The 20,703-nt window shown below is 43.0% G+C and carries 21 protein-coding genes; 15 read left to right on the top strand and 6 right to left on the bottom strand.

Annotated elements, in window-relative coordinates:
- Positions 1-39 precede the first annotated feature (39 nt).
- The 5 genes from QNH36_RS15310 to QNH36_RS15285 all read left to right on the top strand — a co-directional run bounded on the left by QNH36_RS15310 (position 40) and on the right by QNH36_RS15285 (position 7,886).
- Positions 40-1,125 carry a type III polyketide synthase gene (locus QNH36_RS15310; protein ID WP_283903755.1) on the top strand — a complete coding sequence of 362 codons (1,086 nt, stop codon included), beginning with the start codon at positions 40-42 and terminating at the stop codon, positions 1,123-1,125.
- A gap of 1 nt (position 1,126) precedes the next feature.
- A complete protein-coding gene (locus QNH36_RS15305) occupies positions 1,127-1,696 on the top strand; it encodes an isoprenylcysteine carboxyl methyltransferase family protein (protein ID WP_144479978.1) in 570 nt (189 codons plus the stop codon).
- Positions 1,697-2,021: 325 nt separating this feature from the next.
- Positions 2,022-5,690 (top strand): dynamin family protein, encoded by a 3,669-nt coding sequence (locus QNH36_RS15300; RefSeq protein WP_283903754.1) that lies wholly within the window; start codon positions 2,022-2,024, stop codon positions 5,688-5,690.
- A 185-nt stretch (positions 5,691-5,875) separates the two neighbouring features.
- Complete coding sequence (locus tag QNH36_RS15290; protein WP_313959735.1) at positions 5,876-6,721, top strand: sulfurtransferase; 846 nt, start codon at positions 5,876-5,878, stop codon at positions 6,719-6,721.
- A 274-nt stretch (positions 6,722-6,995) separates the two neighbouring features.
- Positions 6,996-7,886, top strand: a complete 891-nt coding sequence (locus QNH36_RS15285) for a 5'-3' exonuclease (RefSeq protein WP_144479971.1) — start codon at positions 6,996-6,998, stop codon at positions 7,884-7,886.
- Between the two features lie 42 nt (positions 7,887-7,928).
- Here QNH36_RS15285 and sspL read toward each other — a convergent pair whose 3' ends face one another.
- Positions 7,929-8,060, bottom strand: a complete 132-nt coding sequence (sspL, locus tag QNH36_RS15280) for a small, acid-soluble spore protein L (protein ID WP_023627620.1) — start codon at positions 8,058-8,060, stop codon at positions 7,929-7,931.
- Positions 8,061-8,213: 153 nt separating this feature from the next.
- Between sspL and QNH36_RS15275 the strand changes: the two genes are divergently transcribed.
- Complete coding sequence (locus QNH36_RS15275; RefSeq protein WP_144479969.1) at positions 8,214-8,675, top strand: divergent PAP2 family protein; 462 nt, start codon at positions 8,214-8,216, stop codon at positions 8,673-8,675.
- Positions 8,676-8,730: 55 nt separating this feature from the next.
- Positions 8,731-9,012, top strand: a complete 282-nt coding sequence (locus QNH36_RS15270; protein WP_251540633.1) for a DUF6123 family protein — start codon at positions 8,731-8,733, stop codon at positions 9,010-9,012.
- Positions 9,013-9,188: 176 nt separating this feature from the next.
- On the opposite strand, the gene QNH36_RS15265 is transcribed toward QNH36_RS15270, so the two are convergent.
- Both QNH36_RS15265 and QNH36_RS15260 read right to left on the bottom strand, forming a co-directional pair.
- Positions 9,189-10,127, bottom strand: coding sequence for a DMT family transporter (locus QNH36_RS15265; RefSeq protein ID WP_251540631.1), 939 nt, complete (start codon positions 10,125-10,127; stop codon positions 9,189-9,191).
- Positions 10,128-10,535 (bottom strand): reverse transcriptase-like protein, encoded by a 408-nt coding sequence (locus tag QNH36_RS15260; protein ID WP_283903752.1) that lies wholly within the window; start codon positions 10,533-10,535, stop codon positions 10,128-10,130.
- A gap of 186 nt (positions 10,536-10,721) precedes the next feature.
- Between QNH36_RS15260 and QNH36_RS15255 the strand changes: the two genes are divergently transcribed.
- On the top strand, positions 10,722-11,378 hold the full coding sequence (locus tag QNH36_RS15255; protein WP_283905425.1) for a reverse transcriptase-like protein: 657 nt from the start codon (positions 10,722-10,724) through the stop codon (positions 11,376-11,378).
- A 15-nt stretch (positions 11,379-11,393) separates the two neighbouring features.
- On the top strand, positions 11,394-11,567 hold the full coding sequence (locus QNH36_RS15250) for a zinc-finger domain-containing protein (RefSeq protein WP_144479963.1): 174 nt from the start codon (positions 11,394-11,396) through the stop codon (positions 11,565-11,567).
- 523 nt (positions 11,568-12,090) lie between these two features.
- Here the strand turns inward: QNH36_RS15250 and cspD are convergent.
- Positions 12,091-12,291, bottom strand: a complete 201-nt coding sequence (cspD, locus tag QNH36_RS15245) for a cold-shock protein CspD (protein ID WP_144479961.1) — start codon at positions 12,289-12,291, stop codon at positions 12,091-12,093.
- A gap of 338 nt (positions 12,292-12,629) precedes the next feature.
- On the opposite strand from cspD, the gene QNH36_RS15240 reads away from it, so the two are divergent.
- The 4 genes from QNH36_RS15240 (at position 12,630) to mntR (ending at position 16,781) form a co-directional block, all read left to right on the top strand.
- On the top strand, positions 12,630-13,616 hold the full coding sequence (locus QNH36_RS15240) for an HD-GYP domain-containing protein (protein WP_283903751.1): 987 nt from the start codon (positions 12,630-12,632) through the stop codon (positions 13,614-13,616).
- 59 nt (positions 13,617-13,675) lie between these two features.
- Positions 13,676-13,972 (top strand): hypothetical protein, encoded by a 297-nt coding sequence (locus QNH36_RS15235; protein ID WP_144479959.1) that lies wholly within the window; start codon positions 13,676-13,678, stop codon positions 13,970-13,972.
- Positions 13,973-14,110: 138 nt separating this feature from the next.
- Positions 14,111-16,288, top strand: coding sequence for a DNA topoisomerase III (locus tag QNH36_RS15230; RefSeq protein ID WP_283903750.1), 2,178 nt, complete (start codon positions 14,111-14,113; stop codon positions 16,286-16,288).
- A gap of 70 nt (positions 16,289-16,358) precedes the next feature.
- Entirely contained in the window at positions 16,359-16,781 is a 423-nt protein-coding gene (mntR, locus tag QNH36_RS15225) for a transcriptional regulator MntR (RefSeq protein WP_144479955.1), read from the top strand.
- Between the two features lie 38 nt (positions 16,782-16,819).
- Here the strand turns inward: mntR and QNH36_RS15220 are convergent, their stop codons facing one another.
- The gene (locus tag QNH36_RS15220; RefSeq protein WP_144479953.1) at positions 16,820-17,038 is read right to left on the bottom strand and encodes a DUF3892 domain-containing protein; all 219 of its coding nucleotides are present in this window, start codon (positions 17,036-17,038) and stop codon (positions 16,820-16,822) included.
- Positions 17,039-17,155: 117 nt separating this feature from the next.
- Here QNH36_RS15220 and QNH36_RS15215 point away from each other — a divergent pair, with 117 nt between their 5' ends.
- Positions 17,156-17,839 (top strand): class I SAM-dependent methyltransferase, encoded by a 684-nt coding sequence (locus QNH36_RS15215; RefSeq protein ID WP_251540627.1) that lies wholly within the window; start codon positions 17,156-17,158, stop codon positions 17,837-17,839.
- A gap of 38 nt (positions 17,840-17,877) precedes the next feature.
- On the opposite strand, the gene metA is transcribed toward QNH36_RS15215, so the two are convergent.
- Positions 17,878-18,786 carry a homoserine O-acetyltransferase MetA gene (metA, locus tag QNH36_RS15210; RefSeq protein WP_283903749.1) on the bottom strand — a complete coding sequence of 303 codons (909 nt, stop codon included), beginning with the start codon at positions 18,784-18,786 and terminating at the stop codon, positions 17,878-17,880.
- Between the two features lie 181 nt (positions 18,787-18,967).
- On the opposite strand from metA, the gene QNH36_RS15205 reads away from it, so the two are divergent.
- Positions 18,968-20,656, top strand: a complete 1,689-nt coding sequence (locus QNH36_RS15205; RefSeq protein ID WP_283903748.1) for a formate--tetrahydrofolate ligase — start codon at positions 18,968-18,970, stop codon at positions 20,654-20,656.
- The last annotated feature ends 47 nt before the right edge of the window (positions 20,657-20,703 follow it).

Below are 20,703 nucleotides of genomic sequence, written 5' to 3'. Positions count from 1 at the left end.
GAAAAAGTAACCGTACATATATGTGAGGAGAGTATTGTCATGCCCAGAATTATTTCCATCGCAGAAGCTGTTCCGCCGTTTTCAATTGAGCAGGATAAAGTCATGGACTTTGCCGAAAAGTTATTTAAAGAGTCCTTTAAGGACATACAACGTCTGCTGTCTGTATTCCAGAATGGCCAGATCGAGAAACGCCATTTTGCCAGGGATCTTGACTGGTTCGAAGTAGATCATACATTTGAGGAAAAAAATGATGCGTATATCGAAACGGCTGTAAAGCTTGGTGCGGAGGCAATCACGAATTGTTTGAAGAATGATGATTTCCTGAAAAATGAAATCCACTTTGAAGAAATAGACGCTATCTTTACAATCAGCAGTACAGGACTTTCGACGCCAAGCATAGATGCAAGAATCATGAATATCCTGCCGTCCTCACAATATACTAAAAGGATCCCGATATGGGGTCTCGGATGTGCAGGCGGAGCGGCAGGATTGTCACGTGCCTATGAATACTGCCTTGCATACCCAAAGGCAAAAGTCCTCGTGCTCTCCATCGAGCTATGCAGCCTGACTTTCCAGCGAAATGACCGGTCAAAAAGCAACCTGATCGGGACCTCTCTGTTTGCCGACGGAGTTGCATGTGCCCTTGTCTGCGGTGATGATTCGGGCTATGAAAAAATCACCAAAAAGAATGCAGCCCCTAATATAGTTGGAACTCAATCCACGACAATGCCGGATTCCGAGGATGTCATGGGCTGGGATGTGAAAAATGAAGGTCTTTATGTTGTATTTTCAAAGGATATACCAACTATTATTGAAAACTGGCTTCAGCCTAATGTACTGAGGTTTTTGAACTCAAACGGCCTTGATGTGCAGGATCTTGACCATTTTATTGCCCATCCAGGCGGCAAGAAGGTTATTGATGCATATGTTTCAGCATTAAAGCTGCCAGAAACCATGACAAAAAACTCCCTTGACGTCCTGAAAGAATTCGGGAATATGTCATCTGTGACAATTTTATGTGTGCTTAAAAGATTCATGGAAACTGCTAAGGAGGGCGATCTTGGACTGGGGGCAGCCCTTGGGCCTGGGTTTAGTTCAGAGCTGCTTTTAATGAGGTGGGAGTAACTTGGTATTCTATCTATTTGTCGGATTGATTATTTTCCAGAGAATAACGGAACTAGTGATTGCCAGAAAAAATGAGGCCTGGATGAAAAAACAGGGAGCAATGGAATTCGGGCAGGGCCATTATCCTGCGATGGTGGCGATCCACACTGCTTTTTTCCTCTTTTTTATTGCTGAAGTGACGCTGTTGAATAAACAGCTGTCGGATTATTGGCCTGTTCTGCTGGCGCTGTTTCTATTCGCACAGGGGATGAGGATTTGGGCACTTGCTTCATTGGGAAGGTTCTGGAATACAAAAATCATCATCCTTCCAGGAGCAAAAGTCATTAAAAGAGGACCCTATAAAATCATAAAGCATCCAAACTATTTGATCGTAACCATTGAAATTCTGGTCATTCCCCTGATGTTCAATGCCTATATTACGATGGCACTTTTCACCCTACTGAACATCCTGATTCTTTCAATCAGGATTCCTGCTGAGGAAAGGGCTTTGAAAGAGTTGACTAAATATGAATCAGCTTTCACGAATCAGGGGCGATTTCTGCCGAATTTGTTAAAGAAGTGTGACAATTAACCATCTCTCATTGAAAATGATAATCAATAGTGCTACACTTTCCTTAGGATGAAAATAGTTCTCAATCAAAAGAACTTCAAGGACGGTGTCGTATAAATGGTATCCATGCTAGTAGTTTCAACGATAGCTGCTTACTCCTTAGTTATGAAATATGTTTTGAGCAATGTTTTAAAACCTCACTAAACTTAAAATATTATTTAAATGGCGGCCCGGACATGATGTTCGGGTTTTTCTTTTTTTACTAGAAAAAATGTAATAATAGGAAAAGGCCGAAAAATCGTATAAAATAAAGTTATTCACAATTTTGTCACAAGGAGTTTGAGGAATGGGCCAGACTGTAGCACATCAAGATCATAAACTTCTCGGGAAGATTTTATCTTTATATCATTTATTAAAAACGAATCAAGATGGAGAAAGCGCTGAAAAAGTGAGGGAGCTGGGGAGGAAAGCGGTTGAAGAAGAATTTTCGATTGCCTTCTGCGGCCATTTTTCTGCAGGTAAGTCGAGCATGATCAATAAATTGATCGGCGACAATATCCTGCCATCAAGTCCGATCCCTACAAGCGCAAATCTGGTGAAAATTAAATCAGGAGCAGAATATGCAAAGGTCTTTTTTAAAAACGGAGGATCAAGGCTTTACCCTGCTCCATATGATTATGAAACGGTCAAAAGCTATTGTAAGGATGGTGACCAGATCCAGGCAATCGAAATCAGCCACAACGGTGCGGAATTCCTGCAGCAGGCTGTCATTATGGATACACCTGGAATAGATTCCACGGATGATGCACACCGGATCGCGACAGAATCTGCCCTTCATCTTTCAGACCTTGTTTTTTATGTCATGGACTATAATCATGTGCAATCGGAGCTGAACTTTCTTTTTACGAAAGAGCTGACCGATGCAGGAAAAGAGCTTTATTTAATTATCAATCAGGTTGATAAGCATCAGGATGCTGAGCTGTCATTTGAACAATTCAAGGAAAGTGTGGAAGTTTCTTTTTCAGATTGGGGAGTAAAGCATTCAGGAATTTTTTATACGTCGCTTAAAGTTCCTGAGTCGCCATTAAACCAGTTTGAAGAGCTTCGTGAATTCATCATTGAGCGAAAAAGCAAAAGGGCGGAAATTTTGCCTGTTTCAATCTTCAAGTCCCTGGAGAAGCTCTCAGAGGATCATTTAGGCCGCCTAAAACAGGATGTTTCGGCTCAGGTTGAACAATATGAATCCATTCTCGGAGATCTCTCTGAAAGCGAAAGGCAGCAGCTTTCAAACGAACTGGATCAAATAAGAAGCCATATTGCCAAAATCAAAATAGAGCAAGACCCAGAACAAGAGTTCAGGTCAGGCCAGAATGACATCCTGAAGAATGCATATCTTATGCCGTTCCAGACAAGGGAGCTGGCAGAATCATACCTGCAGGCAAGGCAGCCGGATTTTAAAGTAGGCTTGTTTTTTTCAAAACAAAAAACCGAACAGGAAAGAGCAGCCAGATTGGCCAGTTTCTATCAGGATCTCGAGGAAAAGGTCCAATCACAGCTAAATTGGCACATCAAAGACTTTTTGACAAAGCTATTTAAAAAACACCAATTATCACAACCTGATCTTCAGGCAGCTGCCAATGGTTTCAAGGTGGATTTTGGTGAAGAATTGCTGTCTGGAGCCGTCAAGTCTGGCGCCAGGCTGTCAGGTGATTATGTCCTGAATTATACGAATGATGTCGCTGAGGCCCTGAAAAACCTCGTGCGAAAAGAGCTCGAACCAATTAAAAAAATGTTCCTTCAATATGCAAAAGTCAATGATGATGAGCAAGTGAATGAACTTGTCGAGAAGGAACAGAAATATGAAAAGCTGTTGGACGCCTGGTCAGGTTTGTCCGCAATCAGGGAAAAAATAGACGAGGACAGAAGGCATGTTTCTGAGATTCTTTATGGAGAGCCAATTCAGTTAAAAGATGAGGACTTTAGCCTTTTCGATGCTGAACAGGATGAGCCGGAAGTGATCAGAAACCTGGATCCTGGCACACCGGAACCTGCCGAAGAAAAAGGTGAACCTGTAAAGGATGAGATATCTTCCATTGACCAGGAAGGTAATGATATAGAACAGTTCCATGAAGTGCAAAAAAATTTGGCGGGGAAATTAAACTTCACATCTGAACAGATTGAAGGGATTCCGGGACTGAAAAAGATTGCCCGCGAATTGAAGGATAAAGCAGTGCGGATCAAAGACAGGGAATTCACTGTTGCCCTTTTTGGTGCATTCAGTGCTGGGAAATCCTCATTTGCCAATGCGCTGGTAGGGGAAAGACTTTTACCGGTATCACCTAACCCGACAACGGCCGCAATCAATAAAATCAAACCGGTGACGCCAGAACATCCCCATGGTTCAGTTATTGTTAAAATCAAAACGGATAAAGAACTCACGAAAGAACTTGAACGTTCACTTGGATTATTCGGCGAGAATATCACTGATTTTGAGCGAGCGATCGATCAAATCAAAAGCATTAAATGGGAAGACAGCGGTTATAGTGCAATAGAAAAGACACATTACTCATTTCTCCAGGCCTTTGCGAAAGGATTTAATCACTTCAGGGGAAAATTCGGTGAACAGTTATCCGTTGACCTGGATTCCTTCCGGGAGTATGTAGCACAAGAGGAGAAATCATGTTTTGTTGAATGGATCGAAGTCTATTATGATTGCGAGCTGACAAGGGAAGGAATCACTCTTGTCGATACTCCAGGCGCTGATTCAATCAACGCACGCCATACCGGAGTTGCCTTTGATTATATCAAGAATTCTGATGCCATTCTTTTCGTCACCTATTATAATCACGCCTTTTCAAAAGCGGATCGGGAATTCCTGATTCAGCTTGGCAGGGTAAAGGACAGCTTTGAACTTGATAAAATGTTCTTCATCGTCAATGCAGTCGATTTGGCGAACTCAGTGGAAGAACAGGAGGCTGTTCTGGAATATGTTGAAGGGCAGCTTGTCCAGTACGGAATAAGGAACCCGCATCTATTCCCTGTATCCAGCTTAAAAGGGCTGAATGCAAAACTGCAGCCGGACAGTGGCGGTGACCAGCTCTTTAACTCATTTGAAAAAGCGTTTTATAGATTCATTGCCAATGACCTGATGAACATGGCTGTCGAGTCTGCTGAGGCTAAATGGCATCAGGCTGTGAGCATGATTGAAGAATTGATCCGTTCGGCAGAAGAAGATAAGGCAGCAAAAGCTGAGAAACGTCAAAACCTGCTATCTGAAAAAGAACGGTTGCTGGCTGTTCTGGCCCAGAAGAATCCCGCAATCCTTGAAGAGCGTTTGAAGCAGGAGGGGGACGAATTGACTTATTATATTCGCCAGCGTGTCTTCATTCGCTTTGGTGACTTCTTCAGGGAGGCGTTCAATCCTGCGCTTTTGAAGGATGATGGACGAAACTTGAAGAAAGCTCTGGAGTCGGCGTTGGATGATTTGATTGAAAGTATTGGATATGACCTGGCACAGGAAATGCGAGCAACTTCATTAAGGGTTGAAAACCATATTGCCCAGCTGCTCAAGGAATTCCAGCAAGCGCTTATAACTGAACTGTCAAAAATTAATTCTTCGGTATCCATTTCATTCACGGAAAATGGACCACTATCAGGAATTGAATTTGAGACAGCTTACCAGAGCATCGACCGTGCCATTTTCAAGAAAGCGCTAGGAATGTTCAAAAATCCGAAGTCGTTCTTTGAGAAAAATGAAAAAAGATATATGGCAGAGGAACTTGAACAGCTTTTACACGGACCTTCCGGGGAATATCTAGAGGAAGAGAATTCAAGATTGAAAGAACATTATATGCTAGAAATGAAGCGGGAGTTCGAAAAAGTACAAAATGACTTTTCAGAACAAATCCATGAGTATTTTGAAGGGGTCACCTCTGCGCTTGAAGAGAATTTCTCAATAGAAGTGGTTAAACAAGCACTAATGAAAATTGAAAACAACTATAAGGGTTTATTGTAAGCATGAGCGGCAAAAGATTCCATGCATGTGCAACATGTGTTAATTTCCAGGCTGTAAAACAGGATGGGAAAATGAAGTATTATTGCAGCAGGCTAGGGTATGAGACTAAGAGCCACTATCAATTTGACTGCTGGGATCCAAAAGAACATGTAAAGAAATTGATGGCTAAAACTAAAAGCTGAGGAGTGGTATCCTTGCAAAATTATGTAGACGCTGATTGGCTTAAGGAGCATCTTGACGAGAAGGATCTAAGAGTTGTGGATTGCCGGTTCAAGCTTGGAGATCCTGAAGAGGGCAGACAACAGTATGAACAAAGTCATATTCCTGGAGCAGTCTATTTCGATCTTGAAAAGGACTTGTCTGGCGCTGTCCGTGAGCACGGCGGCAGGCATCCGCTTCCTGATTTGAACCTGCTTAAAGATAAACTTCAGGCTGAAGGAATTAACAATGAAACAACAATCATTGCCTATGATGGCAAGGAAGGTGCTTTTGCATCCAGGTTATGGTGGATTCTGAAATACGTTGGCCATGAAAAGGTGTATATCCTGAACGGAGGCTTCGCTGGGTGGGAAAATAAAGGCTATCCAATTGATCGAACCAAACCCCAGTATGATAAAACAGCATATACCTTAACAGAGAAGAAAGATATGCTGGCCTCTTATGAAGAAGTAAAGGATATAGCACTCAATGGCTCAGGAAACGCGGTCCTGATCGATTCACGGGAAAGCAGACGCTATAAAGGGATTGAAGAGCCGATTGACAGAATTGCGGGCCATATTCCAACTGCCATCAATAAACCGTGGATGGAAGGCTTGGAAAATGGGTCTTTTAAGTCCAGGGAACAGCAAGAAAAGCGTTTTGCCGACCTTGACCGGAACCAGCCTGTCATCGTATATTGCGGATCAGGAGTGACAGCAACTCCTAATTATATTGCCCTGAAAGAAGCAGGATTCAAAAATGTCAAACTGTATGCTGGCAGTTATAGTGACTGGGTTTCATATAAAGAAAATCCTGTCTCCGGGGAAGAGTGAAACACGAAGAGTAAGTGATGTCGAAGGCCTCCACGGTCTGCTTCCGCAAAAAAATGGCGGTTGCGGGGCCGTGGAGTTTTTTAAAAATGCAATTTCCTGGTGTTTTCGTGATCGGAGGTTGATAGAGGCCCTCGTCTTTACATAGAACAATAGGCGTAATTTTCCGTGCGAAGTATGACCATGAGATATGTTATAATAAAAAAGTTGTATATTAAATATCGCCAAGCGTTTAACATAAAGACTTATCAAAACAATATTTTAAGGAGGCCTAGCTTTGGATACTAATAAATCGTCACTAATGCTAGTTGACGGAATGGCTTTGTTGTTCAGGGCATTCTTCGCAACAGCTGTTTCCGGACAGTTCATGATCAATTCCAAAGGGGTGCCGACCAACGCAGTCCATGGTTTCGTCAAGCATTTCGCGACTGCTGTTGCTAAATTCAAGCCTACCCATACAGCGGTTTGCTGGGATATGGGCAGCAAAACATTCCGCACTGAAATGTTTGATAATTATAAAGCAAACAGACCTGATGCACCCTTAGAGCTACTGCCCCAATTCGATCTTGTCAAAGAAGTAGTGGAAGCACTTGATGTTCCGAATATCGGCCTTCCAGGCTTTGAAGCAGATGACTGTATCGGCACGATTGCAAAGACTGCCAGGGAAGTGGATTCGATCACGATTTTGACCGGGGATAAGGATATCCTTCAGTTGATTGATGACCGGGTTTCAGTCATTCTGCTGCAAAAAGGTTATGGGAATTATCTGGTTCACAATCGAGATACTTTGTTTGCAGAAAAGGGAATTTGGCCTGAACAGATGATCGATTTGAAGGCATTTATGGGGGACCCAAGCGATAACTATCCCGGTGTCCGCGGTATTGGTGAGAAGACCGCCATTAAATTACTTCAGGAACACGGGAATGTGGAAGGTGTCATCGCTAACCTGCATCAATTGACGAAATCACAGCGTGCCAAAATCGAGGCGGACCTCGAGATGCTTCATCTAAGCAGGCAGCTTGCTGAAATCAAGTGCGATGTACCGGTTGAATGCAGGATGGACGATGCCCTATTTAGAATTGACAGGGATAAGCTTCTTTCCAAGTTTAATGAAGTAGAACTGCGAGGCTTGCACCGCCTTTTTGAAAACGATACAATGTACGCTTAATAAAACGGCTGGATTCTGCTCCAGCCGTTTTTATATTGCCAATTATTTTGTATTCTTCTTCTTGGCGGCATTCTCAAGCTTTGATTTCGGTTCTTCAGCAAATTCAGCATCCTGCCCGTAGCCCTGTGGATTAACTCCTGGTGCCTTTGTTCCTCTGTTTCCCTTTTTACTCATCGCAGTTGATCCCTCCAAAAAATTTTGTTTAAAACTTCATAGAAAAGTGAATTAACCTTAATAGGTTGTCTGCTTGAACAGCTTAATCCTTATTATGAACGGTCAAGAATAAAAGCAATCATTTTTCTTCAAAATAACATGGAGGTGACAGATATGAATAAAGGTGCAGTGATCGCGATATCAAGTATCGGCCTGGCTCAGGCTTTAAAAATACCGATTCATTATGCAAAAACGCAGGAATGGAAACCAGATTTGTTTTTGGCTACAGGAGGCATGCCCAGCTCACACTCAGCTGGTGTCTCATCCTTAACCACCTATGTTGCCCTTACAAGGGGAGTGCGTTCGATTGACTTCGCGCTTTCCCTAGTTTATGGCATGATAGTTATGTATGATGCCCAGGGGATCAGAAGGCAGACAGGAGAACTTACTTTAAAAGTGAATGACCTTGATGAATTGATTGATAAAATACATCAGGACGACCCAGTGGAGTTTGAGGAAAAGTCCCCGGATCCTTTGAAAGAAATGCTCGGGCATCAGCCGAAAGAAGTGCTTGGAGGCGCCCTTTTAGGTATGCTTATGGGATTTGCTGGTTATTATTTAACGAAAAAACGGTAGAAAAAGCTCGATTAATGCGGTAAAATTTTACTAGAAACGGCTTGAAGAGAGAGGATTGATTCAGTCAGTGCGGACAGTTGAAGATTATCTGCTTCATTTGAAGAGCAAGGGGTTCCTTTTTCGCGAAGATGCAATCGGCTTCATTTATTTCGGACAGCAATATACGAATTCCACCGATGAACTCGCGAATGCAGCCATTGAAATCACCCTGATGGCTCAAAAAGGTTTTGACGGGAGCTTTTATATTTCATTGCTTGAAACGTTCGCTTCTAATAAAATTGATTCCCGCAAAGCAGCATTGCAATTTGTCAAAAAAATCGAGCTTTTGGCCGTATGACGAAAAGCGGAAGCGCCTTGGCCAGCCCCGATAAGCTGCTCAGCGCTAACGCTTATCGCAATATACTTTAGAGAAAATTTAGCAAGAGGAGAAAACTGGCTATGCGCTGAACCCTGGCGATTCTCTAAGTGGAAATTATTCTAAGCTAGTTCCTAAAAAAGGCTGGTTCCAAAGCGTCATGCTTTGAAATCAGCCTCTTTTTTCGGGAATATTTTACGAACGAAGCTTTCGAATTTTCCTGATGGCAATTCAGCGAAGATCATTCCGGCAAAAATCAGCGCACAACCCGCCAATGCGCTATAGGTCAGGCGCTCATCTGCCCAAAAATAAGCGGTAATCGCTGCAAAAACAGGTTCCATTGCAAAGATCAGGGCAACTCGTGTAGCAGTCGTATGCTTCTGGAAATTCGTCTGGATGAAGAACGCAAGGGCGGTTGCAAGAATCGATGTAACCAATAAGGCTACCATCACATCCGCAGAAAAAATGACCTCTGGCTGAAAAACCCTTTGCCAGTCCTCGAAAAGGACAGAAGATACTGCTGAAAGAGCGGCAACAGTCGAAATCTGCACAGCTGTCAAAAGCAGTGTAGGATAACTGCTTGAAAACTTGCCGGTAAAAACGATATGGAGGGCGAAACCTGCAGCACAAATCAGCACAAAAGCATCCCCGATGTTAAGGCCCGACACATCTGACATCGTTAATAAATAGAGGCCGGTGGTGGCCGCTGAAACGCCTGCTATTGAGTTCATTCCAGGGCGCTGTTTCAAAATCCCAATCATCAGCAAGGGAACCAGTATGACGCTCAAGCCAGTGATAAAACCAGCCTTTGAAGAGGTAGTGTACAAAAGGCCAAGCGTCTGGAAGGCATAGCCTATGAACAGCCAAAAACCCAGCATGATCCCTGATAAAAGCAATCTCTTATCAACTTTCTGAAGTTGATGCCTTTCAAAGATCACTAGCCATAGTCCCAGCAGGATTGCGGCAATGCTAAATCGGACGGCATTAAACGCTAATGGCTCAAGGAAGGAGATGGCATTTTGTACGACGACAAAAGTTGCACCCCAGATAAGAGCAACAAATAATAAGCTTAAGTCTGCAAAAGTTGATGCTTTCATTTAGATATCGTTTCCTTTCGTATTGTTGTCTCTTATCGCTTTCCTGGCTAATTCATCAGCTGTTTTATTTTCGCTCGATGGAATCCATTTCATGAAGAACAGATCGAATTGCCCTGCAAGCATCAACGCTTTTTCAAGAAGTGGGGCGTAAAGTTTGTTTTTGACGAACTCCTTCTCGACCGCAGCATTGACCAGCTGTGAATCAGTCCTGAAGGAAACAACTTTAAAATCTTTTTCAATACAGATTTCCAATGCTTTTATAAATGCATGATATTCAGCTTCATGGTTTGACATGACGCCAAGAGGGATGGAATATCTAAAAACCTCCCCTTCCCCCTTAATAAAAATGCCAGCACCGCTTGGTCCCGGGTTGCCAGCACTTGCTCCATCGATATATACCTCGAACAAAAACGATCACTCCCGGTTGGTTTGTACAGATAATAGATAGTGTATCATAATAGGAGCGATTATTTATAAAAATATACAAATGCATTTTCTGCAGCAACAACTCTTTTTCATTGTAACGGTCATGGAAAATGGGTAAGATAACTAAAAATGGTGGAGACACAACTGATCGGAAAGTGGGGAGAAGTCTTGAAATATAAATTGGAATGGGAATATAAAACAAAAGGTCTGGCTCCTATCCTGTTCAGCTCTGATTATCTGGATGGAGAACATGCACTTCAGGCTGGTGAAGAACTCGAAAAATCGGGCAAAGCGTTGGAAATCTCCTTCATTGATGAAATTGGTACCTCCTGGTCAATCAAGGAAATGCGCAAACTTCTTGCAGAGGTGGAAGAAGAGCCTCATGACCTGACTGTTTATTTCGATGGAGGATTCGATAATGCCCATTATAAGGCCGGACTTGGCACAATCATTTATTACAAGCAGGGCAAAAAGAAATACAGGCTGCGCGCCAATGAAGTATTCGATGAGCTGGAAACGAACAATGAAGCAGAGTATGCAGCTCTTTATTTTGCGCTTTCTATCCTTGAGGAAATGGGCGTCAGGAACATGTCTTGTGAAATAAAAGGTGATTCCCAGGTGGTTTTGAAGCAGCTGGAGGGTGAGTGGCCTTGCTATGAAGAAACTCTCAACCGCTGGCTGGACCGGATCGAAAAGAAGATAAAGGACCTCGGATTGCACCCAAAATACAATCCGGTAGGAAGGAAAGAGAACAAAGAGGCTGACAAGCTGGCAACCCAAGCTTTGCAGGGGAAGATGATCAACAGCAAAATGCAAATAATATAGCCAGGAGGGAAACGATTGACTCGAAATGAAATCCTTGCTGAGGTAGAAACATTGCTCAATACATATTGCAATGGATGCTTCCTGAAAAAGCATAACCGGCAAGAACACGGAAAACGATCCGCACACCGGTTTTGCATAACAGAATGCACCGTCGGCGAGAAAATAAAAAAGTGCGGACAGAAATTATAATCATTGTGGTTTTAGTGGACATTTTAAGGTCATGAAGAAGGCGAAATGTCTAAGAAAATGGTTTTAATGGACATTTTGAGGTCATGAAGAAGGCGAAATGTCTAAGAAAGTGGGTTTAATGGACATTTTGAGGTCATGAAGAAGGCGAAATGTCTAAGAAAGAGGGTTTAATGGACATTTTGAGGTCATGAAGAATGCAAAATGTCTAAGAAAGTGGTTTTAATGGACATTTTGAGGTCATGAAGAAGGCGAAATGTCTAAGAAAGTGGTTTTAATGGACATTTTGAGGTCATGAAGAAGGCGAAATGTCTAAGAAAGTGGTTTTAATGGACATTTTGAGGTCATGAAGAATGCAAAATGTCTAAGAAAGTGATTTTAATGGACATTTTGAGGTCATGAAGAAGGCGAAATGTCTAAGAAAGAGGAATTAAAGGACATTTCAGGGGCATGGAGAATGCGAAATGTCTATAATCAAATACAATCAAAAAGGCTGGCGTCTGGCGCCAGCCTTTAACTTTTGGAATTATAGTTTCACTACGTTAGCTGCTTGTGGTCCGCGGTTTCCATCGACGATTTCGAAAGATACTTCCTGGCCTTCTTCTAATGACTTGTAGCCATCACCCTGGATCGCTGAGAAGTGTACGAATACATCGTCTCCACCTTCTACTTCAATAAAGCCGAAACCTTTTTCATTGTTAAACCATTTAACTTTACCGTTTTGCATGTTAAACTTTCCTCCCATGTCTTTCGCGACACAATGTCTGCGTCAAGTTGAATATTATCATCTAATTGGATACACCTGCATTCTCTGACATGGCAAATATATTCTATTAAATGATGTCTTAAATATACAATATTGGGATAGTCCTAGTCAAGATTGTAAGCGCTATTATACTGAAAATAATCTTAAAATTTAGTTAATTAAAAATAAGCCTCCAGGTTCCTATTTCCGGAAAAATTTGTTATTATTTTCTTATTAAAGTATTCCTTTTGAACTGCAAAAGTTTTAAGAACAGCAATCAACTAAAAAACAAGTCTATTATTAGCTTAGAGGAGGGTACTATGATGAAGACCACTCCATCAGCGTTCACGTCCTTATCTGATTATCAAATTGAGACATTATTGGATTCAATCAGGAACGGAAAGCCCGTTCAGGACCCTACATCACAGAATGCGGTAAATACTAAAATCAATGATATTTCAAGGAAACTTGACGCAGCTTCCATACAAATGGAAGAGATATTCGATGTAGTTGCGAAAACAGGCGTTGTACCTGTTTCCGAAATCAAGAATGAAATCATGCCAGCGATCAGACAGGCAGCAGAAATACCTCATATCTACCATCTTTTTTATGAACTTAAGTCAAAAGATGAGTATACTTACAGGCATACAGTTTGTGTCGGTATCATTTCAACATTGCTTGGAAAATGGCTGAATCTGAATCAGTCCGATTTGAATGATCTTTCTCTGGGAGCTACCCTTCATGATATCGGAAAGGCCAGGATACCGGCTGACATTCTCAATAAGCCAGGAAGGCTGACACTTGAAGAGTACGCCGAAATGAAACGGCATACTGTGTATGGATACAGATTGCTGAAGGATATACCCGAGTTGAATGACAGGGTTGCCCTCATCGCACTCCAGCATCACGAACGGGAGGATGGTGGCGGCTATCCGTTCAGTCTGCCCAGCGATAAAATCGACGAGTTTGCCAAAATTGTGGCGATTGCTGATGTCTATCATGCCATGTCGTCTTCGAGGGTTTACCATCAGGCAGAACCATTCCATATAGTCATTTCCCAGATGCAAAATGATGTTTTCGGCAAATTCGACCCGAAAATCATGCTGGTTTTTTTATACAGGATCATGGACAGCCTTGTCGGGAAACGCGTTCTTTTAAGCAATGGTGAAGAAGGGACAATCCTTATGGTCGATAAATTTGAACCATTGAGGGCTCTGATCAAGACCGATGATACTCTGATTGATTTGCGTCTCAACCGCGGTTTGAGAATTTCACGGGTCTTAAATGATTCAATCGTAGGGGTATAAAATATACCTGCCAATCATATCTTTTAATAGTCAAATATGATGAATAAAAGGGTGAGGGCATGTATCGCTTTTCGATTGGTGATGAGGACTGGATTATCATTTTTTCTCCGCATCTTTCCCTTGAACAAAAAGAAAAGGAAGAAATCATTCGTTCCATCGCCATCATGGGTCCGCAATGGGCTGCTTTCAGCCACGGCGAGTCATTCGTGATTTTCCAGGAGCTAGTCGGTGCGATCGTAGTCAGGATTGAAAAAGTTCCTTCATTGATTTTGACTGTTTCAGCAGTTGTTCATAGGGATCGCTGGTACATCAATGATAATAATAAAGTCGAGCCGTTCGATATTGAAAATTTTTAGAAGGCAGCTGAGCAATCAGCTGCCTGTTTATGTGTTTTAGATGCTGAGATAAAAGTCCTTTACGCTCTTGTCGAAAAAAAGATAAAATAGAATTTAGGTTTACACTACGCTCTTATAAAAGCTTTTCAGGAGGAAATTATGAAGTTGATCGTTGCGGAAAAGCCTGACCAGGGCAGAACGCTGGCCTCCGTTTTTAAAATGAAGAAGAAAGATGGATACATTGAGATCCTTCCAAATGAAATTTTTCCCGATGGTGCTTATGTATCCTGGGCAATTGGCCATCTAACGGAATTATCCGCGCCAGAACAGTACAACCCAACCTGGAAAAAGTGGTCCCTGAATACATTGCCGATCATTCCAGACCAATTCCAGTATGAAGTAGTAAAATCAAAAGCAAAGCAATTCAATATTATAAAAAGATTGGTTTCGGACCCCCAGGTAACTGAAATCATCCATGCAGGTGATGCTGGGCGGGAAGGGGAGCTGATCATCCGGAATATCCTTCGCCTTGCAAATTGCACGAAACCGATGAAACGGCTGTGGATTTCCTCCCTCACCCCAAAAGCGATAAAAGAAGGTTTTCAGAAATTGTTAAGTGAATCAGATACAAAGAATTTGTATTTTGAAGCTTATACCCGAGCTTGTGCTGACTGGGTTGTCGGCATGAATGCATCCAGACTTTACACTCTTTTATTGCAGATGAAGGGGTATTCAGATGTATTTTCCGTTGGAAGAGTCCAGACGCCCACACTTGCTCTCATTGTAAAACGTGAGCTGGAGATCGAAAACTTCGTCTCAGAACCATTCTGGGAGGTAATCGGGAAATTTAATATCAATGGCAAAAAATACACGGGCAAATGGGAAAAAGATGGTGACTCAAGGATCAAAACAAAAGAAATGGCTGAAAAAATTGCTGAATTCTGCAACGGCAAAGCTGCTGAAGCAGCAGAAGTCAATTCAGAGAAAAAAGAATTCCTGCCGCCATTATTATACAATCTTTCAGCGATTCAGGCTGAAGCAAACCGGCGCTTCAAGATGTCGCCGAAAAAGACGCTCGACATTTTACAAGGGCTCTATCAACGGGGAATCGTCTCTTATCCCCGTTCGGATTCAAGGTATGTGACTCCAGGCGAAGCGGAAGGGTTTCCGGCAATCCTGAATAAACTCAAGGCGATTCCTGATTATGGACCGTTATTTCCGTTGCCAGTGGAATCCATTGAAAATAATAAACGATTTGTAAATGAAAAAAAGGTGACAGACCACTATGCGATCATCCCCACCGAACAAGTTCCCAACTTGGGCAGGCTTTCGGGAGATGAGCTTAAACTATATGATTTGCTCGTGCGGACGCTGATCGCCGCCCACTATGGACCTTATATAGCGGAGTATACGACCATTAAGACCGTCGTGGATGGCAGGGCTGAATTTATCTCGAAGGGGAAAGTCCAGCTTGAGGAAGGCTGGAAGAAGGTGCTTCCGCAAAAAGACGCAGACAAAGAACCAGAGCTGCCTGCTGTTCAGCAGGGTGAAACGGGAATTGTCGTGAAAACTGAAGTGAAAGAAAGCAAAACACAGCCGCCAAAGAGACTGACTGAAGGACAGTTGATCACTTTAATGAAAACGGCCGGCAAGCATATTGAAGACAAGCAACTGGAAAAAGTCCTGATGAAGGCAGAAGGGCTTGGAACTGAAGCTACGAGAGCAGGAATCATTACCATGCTTAAGGACCGGGCCTATATCGAGGTCCGTAAAAATCTTGTATATGCCACAGCCAAAGCAAAAATACTCGTCGCCGCAGTTGGCGGACAAGTCCTTGCTTCACCGGAAATGACAGCTAAATGGGAACAGCGGCTGCACCAGATAGGCGAAGGGGAGGCATCGCCCAAACAGTTTATCGAGCAAACCTCAAAAATGATCAAGCACCTGGTTACGGAAACAACCGAAGGTTCAGCAAGCTGGACATTTTCCGAGGAACTCACCAACGCCTTTGTGCCCGGAAAAAAAAGCGGGAAGGCAAGGCGCGGAACGAATCTGGGGAAATGTAAGAAATGCGATGGCATGGTTGTGGACAAGGGGACGTTTTATGGTTGCTCCAACTACCAAAAAACAAAATGTAATTTCACCCTATCCAAACAGATCCTTGGAAAGACAGTGACCCAAAAAAATATAAAGAAGCTGCTGGCTGAAGGAAGCACAGATGTAATCGAAGGCTTCCAGAGCAAAGATCGAAATTTCAACGCAAAGCTTTACTGGGATACGGCCGAAAACAAACTGAAATTCGATCTGGCTCCACAGCCTGTCAATCAAGGGGAGTAGCGCCTTGTCACCCTTGTCCTTCTATAGTAAACTTTAATATGGCTATTGTATAAGCATTGGAGGTCATGGGATGCCAACACCTAGTATGGAAGATTATATTGAACAAATTTTTATTTTAATAGAACAAAAAGGTTATGCCCGGGTAGTAGATATCGCAGAGGCATTATCGGTCCATCCCTCCTCAGTAACAAAAATGGTCCAAAAACTTGATAAAGACCAGTTCCTGGTTTATGAAAAATATCGCGGGCTTGTGCTGACTCCTAAAGGATACAAAACTGGCAAAAGGCTGGTTTACCGCCATGAATTACTTGAGCAATTATTACAGGTAATCGGTGTAAAGGAAGAAAACATCTATAATGATGTCGAGGGCATTGAACATCATTTAAGCTGGGATGCAATCGACAGGATCGGTGACCTTGTCCAGTTTTTCGAAGAAGACAAATCCAGGGTCCAGGAATTAAGGGCGATCCAAAAACAAAACGATGACCAATAAAATAAACACCTGGCACTGCTGTCAGGTGTTTTTTGTCTTCAGTATATATCTGGATAAGTTTGAAAGTCGGAACCGTCTGCTGAAATTAATGAGGAAATCCCATTGGTTTCCTCATTTATGTTCACCCCGGAAATATTCCCGGCATACGCTTCCAACAAGGCTTTGCGATAAGAGATGATCCTCCCGCTTGAGGTCTGGAAGCTGATGATTTCACCAGCATTGTTTTTATGTACTGCGACTAACTGTTCTTGTTCCAATCCAATCTCTCCTTTCATCCACCTAGTCTTGCACTTTTCCTCGAAAAATAAACTTAACAGGAATTCTGCTTTTCTTGACGAATTAACTATTATTAGAAGAAATAGGCGGGTGAGCTTTTGAATACATCAGATTGGAAGAAGGAATCGGAAAAACTGTGGGACAGCATGGCAACATCATGGAATTCAAGAAGCAAGGGGATGTGGGAGGACGGAAGCCGTAAGGATATCGTTCCCTTCATCAAAAAATTTGTCTTACCAGGTGCGGCGATTTGTGACTTAGGATGTGGGGATGGTGTCGGCACAAGGAAGCTGGCGGAAGCAGGATTTGTGGTCACGGGAATGGATGTTTCCGGGGAAATGCTTGATAAAGCCAGGCAAAATTCAAGTGATTGTGATTTTATGAAGGGTAATTTAACTGATTGCGGAATAGAGGATAATACCTTTGAAGCAGTGATGGCAATCAACTCGATTGAGTGGACGGAAAGCCCGTTTGAATCTTTGAAGGAAGTTGCAAGGGTATTAAAGCCTGATGGATTTGCTTGCATTGCCATCCTTGGACCAACAGCTGCCCCGAGAAGGAACAGTTTCCGGAGACTGTACGGAGAAGAAGTGTTCTGCAATACAATCATGCCCTGGGAGTTGGAAAAACTGGCAGGGGAGATTGGATGGAAAAAGGTTGGGGAATATGGTGTCTACAAAAAAGCGGCCGAACAGCTTTCCCTGGGGTCCCTTCCGTTGGAGCTTCAGCAATCACTTTCTTTTATGTGGGTTTTCATGTTCCAGGTTCCTAAGCCAGTTTAGAGCACAAAGAAAGGCACCGAGATTTGTCGGTGCTTTTTTTAATTCCATTCAAAAGGAGTCTCCTGGTACACATAATAATTGAGCCAGTTTGAAAAAAACAAATGTGCGTGAGACTTCCAGCGATTGGCCGGTTTCTTTTCAGGATTGTTATCTGGAAAGTAATGCTCAGGAACCTGGATATCAATTCCCCTGTCCCTGTCTCGTGCATATTCCTCTGCTAGAGTTGCAGCTTCATATTCAAGATGGCCAGTAATCATGATTCTGGCCCCATCTTTGCTTGAAATGATCAAGGGACCTGCTTCTTCCGAGACCGACAGGATTTTTAACTCAGGATGCTCTTCCAGTTCTTTTAGGGAGATATTTGTGTTGCGTGAATGAGGCGCTGGAAACTCATCATCAAAGCCTCTTAACAATTTTTCCGTTTCATCCAATACTACATGATTGAAGACTCCGGAACATTTTTTTGGAAGGACGTATTTACCAATGCCATAGTGATGATACAAGGCAGCCTGTGCTCCCCAGCAGATATGCAAAGCAGAGGTCACGTTTTCCTTTGTCCAGTTGAGGATCTCCTTCATCTCATCCCAGTATTCCACATCTTCGAATTCCATTAGTTCGATAGGCGCACCGGTAATGATCATTCCGTCATATCTCTTTTCTTTTACCTGGCTGAAGGTTTGATAAAATTCCTCAAGGTGATATTGGGATGTGTTTTTTGAATTGTATGTAGCTGTTTTCAGAAAAGTGATATTGACCTGGAGTGGAGTGTTTCCGAGCAGTCGAAGCAACTGTCTCTCAGTCTTTTCTTTCTCAGGCATAAGATTCAGGATCAAAATATTTAATGGGCGGATATCCTGCCTTGAAGCGCGAGTGTCATCCATGATGAAAATGTTTTCTCTTTCCAATATTTCTTTCGCTGGCAAGTGCAGCGGGATTTTGATTGGCATAAAGTAACCTCCCTTTTAGCAAACTAAAGTCAGTAATTTTTATTATAGTCTGAATTCTTTCACGGAGCAATTGACTAAAGAGGAAATTTTATGACAAATAAATATTTTTTACCTGATAGTAATTTTCTGATGATAGAATATAAGATGGTAAGCACATAGATAATATCTGGGGGGATTAGGAATGGAAACAAATGTTCAGGTTAAGTCAGATATTGAAATTGCCCGTGAAAGCGAAATGAAGCCAATTGTTGATATTGCAGCGAGCATAGGCCTCGATGCCGATGATATCGAGATGTTCGGCAAGTATAAAGCAAAGCTGTCATCAGAAGCTTTGACAAAATTAAAGACAAAGGAAAGCGGCAAGGTTGTACTTGTCACAGCGATTAATCCAACTCCTGCAGGGGAAGGGAAATCGACAGTGACGGTCGGACTCGCTGACGCTTTAAATAAACTGGGACAAAAAACAATGATTGCCATGCGTGAGCCTTCACTCGGACCTACAATGGGAATCAAGGGCGGCGCAACAGGCGGAGGATTTGCCCAGGTGCTTCCGATGGAGGATATTAACCTCCACTTCACAGGGGACCTTCATGCCATCACCACCGCCAATAATGCGCTGGCTGCTTTGATCGATAATCATCTTCAGCAGGGGAACAAGCTGAATATCGACCAGCGGAGAATAGTCTGGAAGCGTGCTCTTGATTTGAATGACCGTGCCTTAAGGAAGGTTGTCATCGGACTTGGCGGGCCTCTTCAGGGTGTGCCTCGTGAAGACGGGTTCGATATCACGGTTGCTTCAGAAATCATGGCTGTTTTATGTCTTGCAAGCGATTTGAAGGATTTAAAGAGACGTCTATCGAACATGGTTGTTGCCTATAACTATGAAAAGCAGCCTGTCACTGTAGGTGACCTGGGTGTAGCAGGCGCACTTACACTTTTACTGAAAGAAGCCGTAAAACCAAATCTTGTCCAGACGATTGAACATACACCGGCATTAATCCATGGCGGACCTTTCGCGAACATTGCCCATGGCTGCAACAGTGTCATCGCAACGGAAGCGGCATCCAAGCTCGCTGATTTTGTTGTGACGGAGGCAGGGTTCGGGGCAGACCTTGGTGCTGAAAAGTTCCTGAACATCAAAGCAAGGACAGCTGGAATCGACCCATCAGCAGTTGTCATCGTCGCTACCATCCGAGCGCTGAAAATGCACGGGGGCATGAAAAAGACCGAGTTGGTGAACGAGGATGTCCAGGCCTTAAAGGACGGCTTCACGAACTTGAAAAAGCATGTTGAGACGATTGCCAGCTTCGGCTTGCCGTATGTTGTTGCAATCAATCGATTCATTACCGATACAGAGCTTGAAACGAATACACTGAAAGAAATGTGTGAGAATGCAGGCATACCAGTTGCGCTGACAGAAGTATGGGAAAAGGGCGGTGCTGGTGGAATTGAGCTGGCTGAGACTTTGCTCGATGTGATTGAAAAAAGTGAAAATTCCTTTGCCCATCTATATGACCTATCCGATACACTAGAGGATAAAATCAAGAAGATTGCCACTCAGGTATATGGTGCAGATGGAGTCGAGTTCTCAACAAAGGCTAAGAAACAGCTCCTGGATTTTGAAGGATTTGGCTGGGGTGTTCTGCCAGTCTGTATGGCTAAAACACAATACTCTTTATCAGATGATCCTCTAAAACTTGGCCGTCCGTCAGGGTTTACCATTACAGTCAGAGAATTGAAGCCATCGGTAGGAGCGGGATTCATCGTCGCCCTGACAGGTGAAGTCATGACGATGCCTGGACTTCCTAAAATGCCGGCTGCGCTGAATATGGACGTTGATGAAGATGGGAATGCAGTTGGCCTATTTTAGTCTAAATCGTCTCGAAATCTAAGTGCCAGCCTTCCATATGGGAGGCT

Source organism: Mesobacillus sp. AQ2 (genome assembly GCF_030122805.1).
Classification (GTDB): Bacteria; Bacillota; Bacilli; order Bacillales; family Cytobacillaceae; genus Mesobacillus; species Mesobacillus oceanisediminis_A.
Note: the sequence above shows the minus strand (reverse complement) of the source record. Positions and strands in the feature narration are given on the sequence as shown.